The 14,755-nt window shown below is 67.5% G+C and carries 12 protein-coding genes; 2 read left to right on the plus strand and 10 right to left on the minus strand.

The annotated features are described in order from the left end of the window. Positions 1-44 precede the first annotated feature (44 nt). Genes K32_RS13795 through K32_RS13805 form a run of 3 tightly spaced genes read right to left on the minus strand, consistent with a single transcriptional unit; the run spans position 45 to position 2,388 of the window. The gene (locus tag K32_RS13795) at positions 45-767 is read right to left on the minus strand and encodes an amino acid ABC transporter ATP-binding protein (RefSeq protein ID WP_201404490.1); all 723 of its coding nucleotides are present in this window, start codon (positions 765-767) and stop codon (positions 45-47) included. Positions 768-800: 33 nt separating this feature from the next. Beyond that, complete coding sequence (locus K32_RS13800; protein WP_201400083.1) at positions 801-1,538, minus strand: amino acid ABC transporter permease; 738 nt, start codon at positions 1,536-1,538, stop codon at positions 801-803. 25 nt (positions 1,539-1,563) lie between these two features. Further along, positions 1,564-2,388 (minus strand): transporter substrate-binding domain-containing protein, encoded by an 825-nt coding sequence (locus K32_RS13805; RefSeq protein ID WP_201400084.1) that lies wholly within the window; start codon positions 2,386-2,388, stop codon positions 1,564-1,566. Between the two features lie 145 nt (positions 2,389-2,533). Here K32_RS13805 and K32_RS13810 point away from each other — a divergent pair, with 145 nt between their 5' ends. After that, entirely contained in the window at positions 2,534-3,121 is a 588-nt protein-coding gene (locus K32_RS13810; RefSeq protein WP_201400085.1) for a helix-turn-helix domain-containing protein, read from the plus strand. Between the two features lie 3 nt (positions 3,122-3,124). On the opposite strand, the gene K32_RS13815 is transcribed toward K32_RS13810, so the two are convergent. Both K32_RS13815 and K32_RS13820 read right to left on the minus strand, forming a co-directional pair. Next, positions 3,125-3,514: a RidA family protein gene (locus K32_RS13815; RefSeq protein WP_201400086.1), complete on the minus strand. Its 390-nt coding sequence runs from the start codon at positions 3,512-3,514 to the stop codon at positions 3,125-3,127. 19 nt (positions 3,515-3,533) lie between these two features. Further along, on the minus strand, positions 3,534-4,838 hold the full coding sequence (locus tag K32_RS13820) for an FAD-binding oxidoreductase (protein ID WP_201400087.1): 1,305 nt from the start codon (positions 4,836-4,838) through the stop codon (positions 3,534-3,536). Positions 4,839-5,082: 244 nt separating this feature from the next. On the opposite strand from K32_RS13820, the gene K32_RS13825 reads away from it, so the two are divergent. Further along, positions 5,083-5,379: a hypothetical protein gene (locus K32_RS13825; RefSeq protein ID WP_201400088.1), complete on the plus strand. Its 297-nt coding sequence runs from the start codon at positions 5,083-5,085 to the stop codon at positions 5,377-5,379. Between the two features lie 42 nt (positions 5,380-5,421). On the opposite strand, the gene K32_RS13830 is transcribed toward K32_RS13825, so the two are convergent. The 5 genes from K32_RS13830 to bcsN form a co-directional block, all read right to left on the minus strand. Further along, positions 5,422-7,671 carry a hypothetical protein gene (locus K32_RS13830; RefSeq protein ID WP_201400089.1) on the minus strand — a complete coding sequence of 750 codons (2,250 nt, stop codon included), beginning with the start codon at positions 7,669-7,671 and terminating at the stop codon, positions 5,422-5,424. Further along, positions 7,662-8,642, minus strand: coding sequence for a glycosyl hydrolase family 8 (locus K32_RS13835; RefSeq protein WP_201404491.1), 981 nt, complete (start codon positions 8,640-8,642; stop codon positions 7,662-7,664). Before K32_RS13835 ends, K32_RS13830 begins: the two co-directional genes overlap by 10 nt. 80 nt (positions 8,643-8,722) lie before the next feature. Beyond that, on the minus strand, positions 8,723-11,443 hold the full coding sequence (locus K32_RS13840; RefSeq protein ID WP_201400090.1) for a cellulose biosynthesis cyclic di-GMP-binding regulatory protein BcsB: 2,721 nt from the start codon (positions 11,441-11,443) through the stop codon (positions 8,723-8,725). After that, positions 11,440-13,644, minus strand: a complete 2,205-nt coding sequence (bcsA, locus tag K32_RS13845) for a UDP-forming cellulose synthase catalytic subunit (protein ID WP_201400091.1) — start codon at positions 13,642-13,644, stop codon at positions 11,440-11,442. Before bcsA ends, K32_RS13840 begins: the two co-directional genes overlap by 4 nt. Before the next feature lie 146 nt (positions 13,645-13,790). Continuing rightward, positions 13,791-14,690, minus strand: coding sequence for a cellulose biosynthesis protein BcsN (gene bcsN, locus K32_RS13850; protein ID WP_201400092.1), 900 nt, complete (start codon positions 14,688-14,690; stop codon positions 13,791-13,793). Positions 14,691-14,755: the final 65 nt, after the last annotated feature.

The raw sequence follows: 14,755 nt of genomic DNA on the forward strand, positions 1-14,755 counted from the left end.
GCGCAAAGCGGCGCCGGGCGGCCCGATCCCGAACTCAGGGTCGGTTAGTGCTGGAGTTGCGACAGGAAGGTCTTGGCGCGGGGCGAGGTCGCGGAGGTGAAGAACTGTTCCGGCGGGGCGACCTCGACGATCTGGCCCTTGTCCATGAAGACGATCTGGTCGGCGACCTTGCGGGCGAAGGCCATCTCATGCGTCACGCAGACCATGGTCATGCCGTCGCCGGCGAGCTCCACCATCACGTCGAGGACTTCGCCGACCATCTCGGGATCGAGCGCCGAGGTCGGCTCGTCGAACAGGATGACCTTGGGCTCCATGCAGAGCGCGCGAGCGATCGCCACGCGCTGCTGCTGGCCGCCCGAAAGCTGGGTCGGATATTTGTTGGCCTGCTCGCCGATATGGACGCGCTTCAGATACTGGTGCGCGCGCTCGGTCGCTGCGGCGCGCGAGAGCTTGCGCGCCAGCATCGGCGCCAGGATGCAGTTCTCGAGGATGGTCAGGTGCGGGAACAGGTTGAAGTTCTGGAACACCATGCCGACCTCGCGCCGCACCGCCTCGCAGCTGCGGCGGTTCTTCGGCTCGACGCCCTCGATGGCGACGACGCCGGTATCGTGGGGAGCGAGGTAGTTCATGCAGCGGATCAGGGTCGACTTGCCCGATCCGGAGGGGCCGCAGATGACGACCTTGGAGCCCTTGGCGATGGACAGGCTGACATTGTCCAGCACGAGGAAGTCGCCATAGCGCTTGCTGATGTTCTCGACGCGGATCATTTCGGACACGGGGATCACCAATCGACGTGAGGGTCAGGAGCGGCGGTAGAAGGCCATCGCCTTCTGCAGCATGCCGGGCGAGGCCTCGGCGGCGGAGGTGTTCCAGACGAGGCGGCGCTCGAGCCGCGACTGCAGGAAGACCAGCACGTAGACCATGACCAGGTAGTAGACCAAGGCGGCGGCGTAGTACTCGGTGAACTGGAACGTGGTCGCCACGGCGCGCGAGGTGACGCTCATCAGCTCGGAGAGCGAGATGACCGAAGCGAGCGAGGTGATCTTCAGGAGCGTGATGAACTCGTTCGCGGTCGAGGGCAGCGCCACGCGCACCGCCTGCGGCAGCAGGATCCGGCGCAGGATCTGGAACCGCGTCAGGCCGAGCGCGACGCCGGCGGCCTTCTGGCCGGGGTCGATGGCGCCGAGCGCGGCGCGGTTGATCTCGGTCTGGTAGGCGGCCTCGTTCAGGCTGAGCGCGATCCAGGCCGCCAGGAAGGGCGAGAACCACGGCTCGCGGAACACCGGGAAGAACTGCGGCAGCGCGTTCCAGACGAACAGCAGCTGCAGCAGCGTCGGCGCGCCGCGAAGCATGCCAAGGATACCCTTGACGAGCCACCGGAGCGGGCTGGGCGGCCCGCTCACATAGAGGGCGGCGGGAATGGAAATCAGGATGCCGACGCCGTGCGAGAGCAGCGCGAGCAGGACCGTGACCAGGGCTCCGTTCAGGAACGCCGTGGAGAACAGCGCCCCGAAGAAGACCGAACTATCAAAGGCCATGTCGTAATCTCCATTCCCGACCGGATTATTGGCTCACGCCGGGAACGAGGCTGTCGACGGAAGTTCCCCACTTCTTGGCGATCTCGCCGAGCGAACCGTCCTTGACGAGAGCCGCGACCGCCGCGCTGACGGCAGCCTCGTCACCATCGACGCGCTTGATGAAGACGGCGAAATCGCTGGTGTCGGGGAAGGAATAGAGGGTCTTGAACTGGCCTTCCTTCTGCAGGTTGCGATAGGCGAGTTCCGTATCCTGCGAGACAGCCGCCTCGGCGCGGCCCACCAGCACCTGCTGGATGACGTCGGTCTGCTTCGGATAGGTCTGGATCTTGATGGCGGGGCGGCCGGCGGCGGCCAGGGTCTCGTTGATCTTCTCGAGGCGAGCCAGATAGCTGGTGCCGGCCTGGACGGCGACGACCTTGCCGGAAAGATCGGTGGCGTCGTTGACGACGAGGCCCGACTTGTCACCCGCGAACACGACGACGGCGGTGGAGAAATACGGGACGCCCGGATAGGCGGCGACGCGCTCCGGCGTCAGCGGGATGCCGCTGATGACGGCGTCGCAGCGGCCGGCGTCGAGACCGGGAAGCAGACCCGTGAACTCCGAGACGATGATGCGGGATTCGGCGCCCCAGTGACCGGCCAGCGCCTTGGCAAGGTCGATGTCGAAGCCGACGGGTTCCGCATTGCCGGCGCTCTCGAAGAACTCCATCGGCGGGAACGTCGCGTCGGTGCAGACGGTGAATACCTTGTCCCCAACAAAAGACGGCTGCGCTTCGGCGGCAAAGGACGGTACCGTTGCTGCGGCGAGCGCAAGGGCGCACAAAATTCCGGTCTTGAATGACTGCGACACGTTAATTCCCCTCTTGGAAACGGAGCAGATTTCCCCCTGCCCCTTATCTATACTGTCCTACCCGGATTTCTCTATAAGTCAACTAATTTCGTTTTTACCGAACTTGCGGTATGAGGGTGCTACACCCTGAGTTCAAGGATTACCGATGAAGACGGACACTTCGCCTGCGGCCAGCAAGCCACAGAAGCCAGCCCCGAAGTTCGGCGGCCTGATCAAGGAGCGCCGGCGGCAGCTCAACCTGACGCTGGAGAGCGTCGCGAAGACAGTCGAGCTGACCAAGAGCTTCCTGAGCGACATCGAGAACGACAAGACCTCGCCCTCCGTGGCGTCGCTCGTCCGGCTCTGCGACGCGCTGGGGCTTTCGATCGGCGATCTGTTCAATTCGACGATGTCGACCGTCGTGCGCGCCGACGAGCGGCCGAAGGTCTCCTTCGGCGGAACCGGCGTCTCGGACTCACTGCTGACGGCCAGCAACAGCACGCGCCTGCAGGCGCTCTGGACCGAGATCGAGCCGCTCGGCACGGGTGGTGAGAAGCTCTATTCGCTGCGCGCCGACGAAGAGTTCATCCACGTCGTCTCCGGCACGTTGCTGGTGCGGATGGAGAATGAGAGCTTCGAGCTCAACGCCGGGGATTCGATGACCTTCGATCCCCGCCTCCTGCACACCTTCCTGAATCCCTCCTCCACCGAACGGACGGTCGCGATCTTCGTGATGACGCCGCGACCGTCCTGAGCGTCAGGCGCGCTTGACGGCGACCACGTCGATCTCGACGAGGAGGCCCTTGGCGACGAAGCCCGAGACGATGACAACGGTGGAAGCCGGCGGCGGCTCGGGCATCAGCCGGTCGCGCACAGTCTTGTACGCGCCGACATCGTCCGCGCTGGTCAGATAGCCCGTCACCTTGACGACGTCGGCGAGCGTCAGCCCTTCGGAAGCCAGCAGCGTCTCGATGTGCTTCCAGGTCAGCTCGGCCTGGCGCTCCGCGCCCTCGGCGATGCTGCCGTCGTCGTTCAGGCCGACCTGGCCGGACAGGAAGACGAATTCGGCATTGGCCGGCGCGACCGCGACCTGCGAATAGCGGCTCGGCGGCTGCGGAGCGGCGGGCGGATTGGCAAAGCGGATCATGATGAGCCTTTCGATGGGATCAGGAGCGGGAGGGACGATCAAGCCAATCCAGGAAGCGGTAATATTCGCCGATGACGGGAATGAACCACGGATTGCCGGTGTAGCCGGGCACGGTCTTGATCGGATTGAAGGCGAAAGCGCTTTCCTCGCCGGTGCCGAGGATGTCGCCCGCGAGGCAATTGCCGAAATGGCTCATCAGCGCGACGCCCTGGCCGCAGCAGCCGAGCGCGTAGTGGACGCCCTCATGCGAACCGAGATGCGGCAGCGAGTCGAAGGTGAAGGCGACGTTGCCGGTCCAGCTATGGGTGACGCCGACATCGGCGAGGCTCGGGAATACCTCGGCCATCGAGAGGCGCAGCCGGCGCGCGCTTTCGAGCACGCTGATCGGCCGGAAGCTGGTGCGCCCGCCGAAGATCATGCGGCGGCCATCCGGCGACAGGCGGTAGTAGTAGAGGTTGCGCTTGGTGTCCTGGATCATCCGCTCGCCCGGGATCAGCGCCCGGAGGCGGCCGGGATCAAGCTCTTCCGTCGCGATGATGTAGCTGCCGATCGGGATGACGCGGCGCTTGAACCAGGAGAGGCCGCCATCCGTATAGGCATTGGTGGCGACGACGACGCGGCCGGCGCGCACCGTTCCCTTGGCCGTCGTCAGCGTGAACTGCCCGGCTTCCTTCTTCATCGCCTCAACGCGGCAGCGCGTGACGAAGCGGACGCCGGCCTCGCGGCAGGCCCGTACCAGCCCCGCGTGATAGCGCGCCGGATGCAGGCCGCCGGCGAAGGTGGTGACGCGGCCGCCGAAATAAAGATCGGAATTGAGCTCGCGCCGCTGGTCGGCCTTCGCCACCATGCGGGTCTCGACGCCGAGCGCGTCCAGCTGCTCGGCTTCCCGCGCGAGATCGTCATAATGCTTCGGTGCATAGGCGGCGAAGTACATGCCGTAGCGCCGGTAGCCGCAGTCAATCGCGTTCTCGGAGATCAGCTTCTCGAGGAAGAGAACCGAATTCTGCGCCTCGAAGAAGATGCGGTCCGCCCGCTCCTTGCCATAGGTCTTGACCAGCTGCGGGTGCGAGACCTTGAGCGTGCCGGAGACCATGCCGCCGTTTCGCGTGCTGCCGCCTTCGCCGAGTTCGCCCGCCTCGACGACGAGGACCTGGACGCCCGCCCGCGCCAGCCGCAGCGCGGCGCAGAGACCGGTATAGCCCGAGCCGATGACGGCGACGTCGACGGCGCCGGACGGCAGAGGTTGATCCTGCCCCCGATCGCGGGCATCCCACCAATAGGGACTTTGAGATATAGCTGAGCTGGTTCCGCCATCGATCAGCAAGACGTTCCTCCAATTCGCAATCAATTATAAGCGAATAAAGTTCACTTATAACGAATTACAAATCGGAACAAGACCGGGACGCGCCCGTGCGCGCCGCTTTGGCGCCCAAGCTTCGGTGCCCCATGCGTCGCACATCGACGCGATCGCCCCGGCCGCTCCTACCTGCCCAACATGACGCATGGTAAAGAAGACCCGGGCGGATGAAGCCGGCACAGGCCGGCGTCCGCCCGAGGGAGACGACGCCATGAGACAGGTAATGGAACAGGCAGCCCGTCATCAGCTGAAACTAGCGGCGCTGGCCGGCCTCTTCGCCGCCATCGGGCTGTGGGCCGCCAGCGGCACCAGCGAGGCCGCGGTCTATTGCACCCGGGTCGGCTATCCCGTCGGATGCATCGTGCGGCCGGCGCCGGTCGTCCGCCCGGCGCCCGTCGTCTATTGCCAGAACGGCGTCTACGTCAAAGGCTGCGTGGCCCGTCGCCCGGCACCCCACGTCGTCTACTGCAAGCGCGTCGGCTATCCGAAGGGCTGCGTCATGCGCTGACGCGGCGCCGCAGCGCCACGTCCGGGACGGCAGACCGCCGGCTCATTTCGGCTTCATTTCCTCGGCGAGCGTGGCGAGCGCGCGCTGCGCTTCGCGCGAACCCGTGCCTGCGACGGCGACGAAGATCGTCTTCGCGTCGTTGAAGCGGCGCAGGTGGAAATAGGACCAGCCCCGCATCATCATCAGGTCGTTCTGTTCCGGCGCGATGCGCGAGCGCTCGTCGAGCATCAGCAGCGTCTCGATGTAGCGGCCGTCATTGTAGGAACCGATCGCGCGCTGCGTCAGGATCTCCCGCTTGAGCTCGATGCCACGGGCAACCGTCTGCTGCGTCGAAGCGGCGGAGGCGGCCGCGAGATCGGTCAGCCCGGCGCGGAGATAGGCGAGCGTCTTGCCATAGGCGGCGTCCTGCTGGACCTGGCCATAGCTGGTGCGCGCGGCGGCGTCGAAGGCGTCCGCCGCCTCGATCGGCCGGTTCAATTCCATCAGGCACCAGCCGCGATTGAGCGCGCTCATGGCGGAGAGCTGGTCGGGACGGATATCGCCCGTGCAGGAACGGCCGCCGCGCGGCGCGGAGGCGCGCTGCACCGGCCGGGCTTCCGCCGCCGGAGCGCGACGGGGCGCGGCGGCGCGCGGACGCGCCTCGATCCGTTCGACCGGATCGGTATCGCCGGAGGCCTCGGCGCTCGCGACATCCGCCGTCTCGACCGCGGCGCCGTCCGGTCCCGGCAGCGCTTCCGCTGCCGGGACCGGACGGCGCGCCTTCGGGTCCGCCAGCGCCGCGATGCGCGGCGAGCGCGAGCCCCATTCGCTCAGCACCTTCTGGAAGCCGCTCTTGTCCTTGAGCTTCTGATAGGCGAGTGCCAGGCCATAGGCCGAGGGCTCGTCTTCCGGCATCAACTGCTGCGCCATCGCGAACCAGCGAGCCGCCACGGCCGTCTGGCCGATCTTGTAGGCGTACCAGCCGAACTCCTGCGCGCCGGGCGCATATTTCGCGTCGCCGATCGCCTTGGCGATACGCGTCAGCACCTCGCGGTCCATCTTGACCGGAGGATCGACGGCGAGCAGCGCGGTCGCGACCACCAGATAGGCGTCGAGATTTTCCTTGCCGGCGTCGCGCCACTTGTAGGCGGCCTGCTCGGCCTCGGCCGGGCGCTTCAGAGCGTTCAGCACATAGGCGTAGCCGCGCGCGATATCCGCCGTGTCGGCACGCCCCTTGGCGAGCTCGTACCACTGCGCGGCACGGGTCGGATCGTTGTGCTGGAACCAGTAGGCGCCGAGCAGCACCGCGTCGTCCGGCCCGGTGCCTTCGCGCACCAGTCTTTCGACGAGCGCGATGTCGGCGGTCGTCGCCGTCAGGCTCGGATCCTTGGTCGCGGCGCCGATCCGACGCCGGGCGATGTCGGCCTTGACCGCGGCGAACTCGCCCTGCCCGTCCGGGCCCTGCCGCTCCAGCTTGAGCAGATCGGTGAGTTCGGCATCGCCGAGATAGCCCATCGCCTTCTGGACGGTGGCGAGACGTTCGGCCGGATCCTGGCAACTGGTCAGGATATAGATGCCGGCGTCGCGGGCGCGCGCCTGGCGCTCCGTCTTGGCGAACGCCTCGGCGACGCGCCAGAGCACGTCGACGTCGGCGCAGGTGAGCAGGCTCGGCGTCGCGGCGGCGACGGTGACGACGGTGTTCCATTGCTGGGCATTGGAGGCGTTGACCAGGCGCTCGCGCGCCTCGCCGACATCCAGCCGCGCCAGCAGGTCCGGCGGCACCACCCATTGCGGGTTCTTCGCCTGGCGCTCCGCGATGGCGCTGCGGACGGCGGCATACTGCCCCTGCCCGTAGAGCTTCCACATCTGGTCGAGCGCGGGATCGCCGATCGGCGCCGGCTGCGAGAAATCATCCGGCGGCGTCCAGTCGGGATAGAGCGCGCGCAGGCGCGCGATCTCCGCCTGCAGGCGGCGCTCGTCACCCTGGCGCGCGAAATAGCGCAGCGCCGTCTCGTCAACGACGGGCGCGGCGGGAGCCGCAGGCGCCGCGGGAGCCGGCTGCGCGGCAGGAGCCGGAGCCTGTGCTGGCGCAGGGGCTGTGGCCGCGCCGTTCGCCTGCGCGGTGCGCACCGGACGGCCGTCAGCGGCGGAGGTGAAGAAGTCCGACGCGGCGCCGTTCGGGCGCACCGGCTGACGCAACACCACCTCGCTCCCGGCTTCCGCCGGGGTGAACAGCTGGTTGAGGAGATACGCTCCCTCGAGGCCGATCACCGCAAGCGTGCCGAAGATCATCAATTGCTGCTTCACAGGCATTGCGCGTGCCTTTCCGTCAGAAAGGACAGAGAGAGGAGATGGAGCGTCGACGGGTAGTAGAGCGTCGGCGTGAAGGTCTTGAGGTCGTCGGGCACGGGCGCGCCGTCGAGCACGCAGGCGAGCGCCGCGGCCAGGATCCGGTAGCCGGGCTCGTCCAGCTTGTGTTCGACGACGTTGGTCTTGACGTTGACGACGGCCGGTCCAGGCTTGCCCGGACCGAGCCAGGCCGTCTTGAACGGTCCGAGCAGGGCCGCATCGGTGATGCCGGCGCGGATCATGTAGAGCGGGATGCGGATGGCGTTATAGCCGAAGAGCGGGTCGAAGCCGGTCGCCGGCTCCGGCGTCTTGCCGCGAACCGTGATCCAGTCGGTCGGCAGCTGCTCCGCGCCGAACCGCGCGCTCTGGATGAGACCGAGCCCGGTGCGCGACAGCGCGGCCCAATCGGTCGCCGGCGCGAGCTGCGCCATGATCGGCAGCGCCTCGAACACCCAATAGGAGAGATTGACCACCGGGCCGTCCGCCCGCGCGGCGCGGCCGAAGCCGTCGACGCCCGGCAGCATCAGCACACGGTTGCCGTCCTTGATCACCGTCTCCTTGCCGAGGCTCTCGGCGATCGACACCGCCGCTTTGACGTAGATCGGCTCGTTCCAGGCCCAGCCGGCCTCGGCCAGGGCATAGGCGATCAGCATGTCGCCGTCGGAAGCGTTGTTGGTGTCGCGGACATGCGGCGCGGTCGGCTGCCAGCTCCAGACCGCGAGCCCGTCATCGCGCAGCATCAGCTCCGTGCGGGTGAAGCTCCAGATCCGTTCGAAGCCGGCGCGATCGTTGGCAGCGAAGGCGAGCAGCAGGCCATAGCCCTGCCCCTCGCTATGGCTGATGCCGCCATTCGCGTCGTCGATCACCCGCCCCGAGGGCGCGACGAAGCGCTCGTTGTAGGCGCGCCAGTCGGCGGCCGTGATCGTTCCCTGCATGGTCAGCACCTCCGCGCCGGAGGCGACGGATGCCGTCAGGCTCAGCGCCGTGAACACGACCGCCGGGATGAGGCCAGACTTCACGACGGCCTCCCCAGGCGGCGCAGCAGAGCCGTCGTGACGATGCCCAGCACCAGGCAGAGCCCGACCAGGCCGAGCGCGTAGTAGAGGATGTTGCTGGACAGCCAGTTGGCCGCGATCAGCCGCATATTGCCCAGCGAGAAGGGCTGCGTCTGCACGAAGGTGAACTGGTTGGCCGGGCGGCTCTCGATGGCGTCGGTGGTGGCGTTGAAGGTGCTGATGCGACCGCCGAGCTCCGGCCAGCGGGCAATGCCGGTGACGGTCTGGATGCCCGAGACCAGGCGATCCTCGGAGGGCGCCGTGACCATCGTCCACGTCCCCTCGCCGTTCGGGCTGCCGGACTGAGCGATGATCATCGTCGTCTTGGCAGACGGTTCGAACGGCGGGGTCGCGGCGCTGAAGAAGCTGAGCGTCGAGAAGGAGATGTCGAAGGTCCGTTTCAGCCAGCCCTCGAGCGCGTTCACCTGGCCGTGCCAGCCGCCGCCGACCAGCTCGTTCTGCCAGCGATCGAAGGTCACGTCGGTATTCTCGGCTTCGGCGCGCGAGGCCGGCGCCTGAGCGAGTTCGGTGCCGGGCCGCCGCAACACGGCGTCGAGCGGCGCGAAATCATTCGCGGTCGCGATGCGCTCGCCGGCCGCCGTCTCGTCGCGCCAGGTGGTGCGGACGGTCTCGGCGATGCCAAGCTGCCCCAGCACATTGCCGGGCATCTGCGCGGCGGCGCCGATGAACAGCGCGTTGCGATCCCCGACGCTGGCGGCGGGCGTCGGCGCCAGGTCGATCACGCGACCCGCCTGGATCGCCATCCGCGCCAGCAGGCTGGCGGCGGCGGAATAGTTCTTCGGATCGGTGCGGCCCATCACCAGGGCGGACGGCTCGGTGAAGCGGTTGTACGGCGCGGCCGTGCCGGCGAAGGCGCCGAGGTCCGGCCGACGCCCGATCCGCGCGAAATTGCCGATCTCGAAGGTCGTGGTGTCGAACAGGACGAAACGCGGGCCGCCCTCGGTCGAGCCGCCCGGCGCGCAGGCGGCGTCCTCGGCGGTATCGAGCAAAGCATTGATCGAGACGCGGTTCACGCCCGGATGGAAATGCCGGAGCGGGATCTTGATCGGGAACTGGCGGTAGATGCCGCCCTGCTGGCGCGTGATGCGGGTGGTCGCGGCGATCTGGCCGTTGACGTAGATGTCGATGTGGCTGGCCGGGCGAACGGCGGCGGTATAGGCCGCGTCGAGCCGCAGCGTCGCCTCGCCATAGGCCTCGGCGTAGAAGTCGGACGGTATGCCGACGGCGAATTCCGTGCGGAAGCGGCGGCCGGAGAATTCCTGCGTCGTGACGCCGGCATCGAGCAGGCGAAAGCTGTCGCGGCCCATGACGAAGCGAACGTCGGGCGCAAGCCAGGGCGCCGTATTCAAGGTTTTACGCAGGACGCCGATCGGGCGATCGACGCCGCTGGCGATCTGGTCGATCGCGGAGCCGATCTGCGTCCAGTTGGCGCCGGTCACCACCATCACCGAACGGCCGAGCGACGGCTCGTCGACGAAGCTGACGATCGGGCGGGAATTGGCGTCGGCCGGCGGCGTCTGCATCAGCGAGCCGAGCTCGCTGCCGACGCCGAGAACGACCGTGAGCACACCGGCGCCGGCCGGCTCGAGCGCGCGATCCGAGACGGTCACGATCGGATTGGGATAGTTGCCGGCAAGCGTCAGCGCCTGCACCAGCTTCAAGAGATGCGGCGCGATCGTGGCCTGGTTGCTGCCGGGCGCGATGACGCGGATGGCGGTGACACCGCTTCCGTCGAAGCCGATGGCGGGAAGATCATCGAGCCCGCGCAGCACCTGCGTCGGCTGTGGGTTCGGCGCGAAGGTCAGCGTCGTGCCCTTGCCGTCGATCTCGGTCCAGAGCTCGTAGGTCGACTGCACCGTGCAATCGGTGCGGTGGCGCTGGGCGACCTGGAAGCGCACCGTGTTGGCGCCCGCCTGCAGCAGTCCGGGCGGGATCATCGCGGCAACGTCGCGGAACGAATCCGACGCCGTCAGCGCCGTCTCGAGCACCGCCTGGTTGTTGATCGAGACCCGCAGGAGCGACGCCTCGGGCATGACGACGATCGCGTTCTTGAACGATACGTCAAGCCGGGCCGGCTGGCCCGCCTGATCGCCGGCGAGATAGATCACCCAGGAATGCTGATCCGTCTCGCCCTCGAGACGCAGCGTCGGCGACGGCACGATGAAGCGGCTGTCGGGATTTTCCACCGGAGCCGGCTCTGTCGCGGCCGCGACGACCGGCGCAGGCTCGGACGGCTGCGCGGGCTGTGCCGGCGGCTGGGCGGGAGCGGGCTGGTCGACGGCTTCGGTCACCGGCGCGGCGGGGGCCGCCGGGGTCAGCACGATCGTCGGCGCTGTCTGCGGCGCAGGGGCCGGCGACGCCGCGGGTGCTGCCACGGGCGTCTGGGTCACGGCGGGAGCGGCCGGCGCGGCAATCGGTGTCTGTGGCGCAGCCGGTGCAGCCGGCGCGCTGTGCTGCGTCGGCTCCAGCTGGAACGGAGCGAACGCGCCCTGCCCGGCCGGTGCGCGCTGCGGCGGAGGCGGCGGGGGCGTCGCCGTGCCGGCGCCGGTGTCGACCCGCTCGCCGCTCATGTCGAACGGCGATGCATTCTGGGCGATGGCCCAGAGCGCGCTGCTGCCGAGAAGACTGACGGCGAGGCCGGTGCGGATCAGCGTTTTCATGTGCCCGACTTCCCGGCGCTGGCGGGAGCGGCGGCCTTGGCAGGCGCCGCGCGACGGAACGACTTCAACAAGTAGGTGAGCCCGCGTCCGGTCTGGTAGATCGAGATGCTGAAGAACCAGATCGTGCCGCGGAGAATTCCGATGTTCGTGCGGCGCGACCACTGGAACTTGGTCCATAGATCGGAGCTGGCGAACACGACGTCCGAAATCAGCTGGTAGTGACCGGCGACTGACGGCTCATAGCGCACGCCAAGCATCACGCCGTCCGGCGTCCGGGTCATGGCGCGAATGCTGATCGGCAGCGACTCGGTGGCAATCGGAACATTGGTCTTGAAGCGGACGTCGCAATAGAGATCGCGCGAGATCTCCGGCACCTTCACATTGCCGAGGTTGATGCGCGCGCCGCCGACAGAGGCATCCTCGATCGTCGCCGGCACGACCAGGTCTCCGACAAGGATCTCGCAGCGACGCTTGACGTCCACGCGACGGCTGGCGCGGCTTTCGCGCCGTTCCGAGACGACGCCGAGCGCGCAGCCGGCGATGATCAGGTTGAGCAGGTTCCAGCCACCCACCACCATGGCGACGTCGGCCTTGTAGGGTTCGTTGATGATACGCCACGCAGTCATGCCGACAGCGGCCACCAGCACGAAGAAGATGATGAAGAACGGACGTGACAGCTCGGAGACACGCGCGGTCTCGAGCGACTCGCTCTTCGCCGTCACCTTGAAGGTCGGCTTCGAGGGATTGAGGATGACCGAGACGAGTGCCGGTAGCAGGTAGACCGACTGCACATACTCATACAGCTCCGAGATCCACGGCCAGCGGAAGCGGCCATAGAGGTAGTTCTGCATCATCAGGTTCACGAGCATGTAGGACGCGGTGTAGGCGATGAACTCGCCGCCAGACGCCGTAAAGATCTCGAGATTGAAGAAGAGGTAGCAGAGCGGCGCGAGCAAGAAGACCCAGCGCGTGATCGGGAAGAACCAGAAGAGCGTGCTGGACATGTAGCAGAGGCGCTGCGGGATCGAGAGGCCGCGCTTTCCCGGCGGAAAGCGGAAGCGCAGGATCTGGTACATGCCCTGCGCCCAGCGGCTGCGCTGGCCAATGAAGGAGGCAAAGGTGGCGGGCTGCAGGCCGGCGATCAGCGGGCGGTCGACATAGACGCTGTGCCAGCCGCTGGCGTGCAGCTCGAGCGCCGTCTCGGCGTCCTCGGTGATCGACACGCCGGAGAAGCCGCCGGTCTGATCGAGCGCCGCGCGGCGCAGCACCGCGGCCGAGCCGCAGAAGAACGAGGCATCCCACTTGTCGAGGCCGCGCTGGATGATGCCGTAGAACATTTCGTTCTCGGACGGCATCGTCTCGAAGGTGCGCAGATTGCGCTCGACGGGATCCGGGTTGAGGAAGAAGTGCGGCGACTGGACCAGGAAGAGCTTCGGATCTTCCTTGAAGTAGCCGACCGTGTAGAGCAGGAAATCGCGCGCCGGCGCATGGTCCGCATCGAAGACGACGACGAGGTCGCCCTTCGCATATTTCAGGCCGTTGTTCATGTTGCCGGCCTTGGCGTGCTCGTTGCGCTCGCGCGTCAGGTAGCGGCAGCCCATGTCCTCGGCCAGCTTCTGCAGCGTGATCATGCGCTGTTCGGCTTCCTGGGCCGACTGCATGTTTTCCGCGTTGCGCTTCTGCACCGTGCCGCCATCATCGAGCAGCCAGACGGTCAGCTTGTCGGCCGGGTAATCCATCGCCTTGGCAGCGGCCAGCGTCGTCGCCAGCAGCTCGGGCTCTTCGTTGTAGGTCGGGACGAACACGTCGACGGTCGGCAGGTCTGGATCGGACGACGAGATCTTGAGATTGCGCGGCGGATGCGGAAGCATCACCACGAACAAGCTCAGGAACAGCATGAAGATGCTGTACATTTCGCAGATGTAGACGAGGAAGCCGGGGATGAAGTTCTGCAGTTCGTTGACCGGCGGCAGCGTGCTGGTCGTCCGCCAATAGGCGTAGCGCAACACGATCGACGTGCCGAGCGCGAGCGCGATCTGACGCCAGACGCCAGCGCTGGTGAAGGTCTTCAACACCATCATCGCGCCGAGCACGGCCGCGCCGGCGATCAGATGCGTCTGAAGGTTGATCGGCAGGGTGATGAGAAAGACCATCACCAGGCCCACCAGGGCCCAGAGGAGCCCGATGCCGATCCGCGCCATCAGACGCCCCCTGCGAATGCGGACCGCAGCCCGGAAATGATAACGCGAGGCCCGATGCTTCGCGGATGACGGCAAACCCCGGCGAGGCCTTCGGCCCCCGCCTCAAACTTCCAACGCGCCTCGGCGTCACTGGTCATGTCATGCGCTCAGGGTTGCGGGGGTGGAACGGGGGCATAATCCTCGAAACGATTGACGGTCTCGGCCGCCGGCGGCGCGGCGGGCGCCTCGGCAACCGGCGCCGGCCTCGGCGCGCGGCGGACGGGCGCGGCGCGGACCGGCGCGGGCTCTGGGGCCGCCGGAACCGCGACCGCAGCCTCCGGCACGACCGTCGCACCGAGCTGGCCGATCGTCGGCGGGATCGGCGGCGCGCCGCCATAGGGGTTCCAGTTCGCCGCCAGGATGTAGGAGCTGATCGTCATGCCGGTCATGACGGCGAGCAGCTCGGCCTCGCTGGAGCGCGGCTCGCAGAGCCGGAGGCGGATCGAGATCGTCCCCTGGCCGATGGTGAAGTTGGAATCGAGATCGGGCCCGCGCACGCGCTGCCAGGCATAGAGGCAGGTATCGCCCTGGGCCGAGTTGCCCGATGCATAGCCGAACGAGCCATAGCGGTTCTGGGCGTAGTAGGGCGAAACGCGCATCGGCACGCCGGGAAGCGCCTCGCGCATCTCCGCCCCGACCGCCGACAGGCTGAGCGCCGGGTTCGACTGCAGGTTCTCGACCCCCGTCACCACCTTCACCGGACCGAACAGCGTGACGTTCACGGCGTTCTGCCCGGCGGTGTGGGAACGGTTGGTCAGGATGATCTCCTGCGCCGTCGCGTTGGCATAGTGCCGCTCGATGACGCCGACGACACCCGGACCACCGGGCGGCATGTCGACAAAGGCGGTCTCGATCGGCACGCGCGTCGCGATCGACCCCGACGTGATCGGCTTGCCGCCGCCGCAGGCGGCGAGGCTGAGCAGCGCCAGCGCGGACGCGACGCCCTTGAGGGAGGGGTGGATCGATCGGGGGAGCGGGAGCGGCGTGAGGAGCGACCTGGGGGGCATGGCGGCTCTCATCCGACGAACCGATTCAGGGTTCGCCCGGAACCGCCGGCACATCGCCCGGTGGC

It is taken from the genome of Kaistia sp. 32K (assembly GCF_016629525.1).
GTDB lineage: Bacteria > Pseudomonadota > Alphaproteobacteria > Rhizobiales > Kaistiaceae > Kaistia.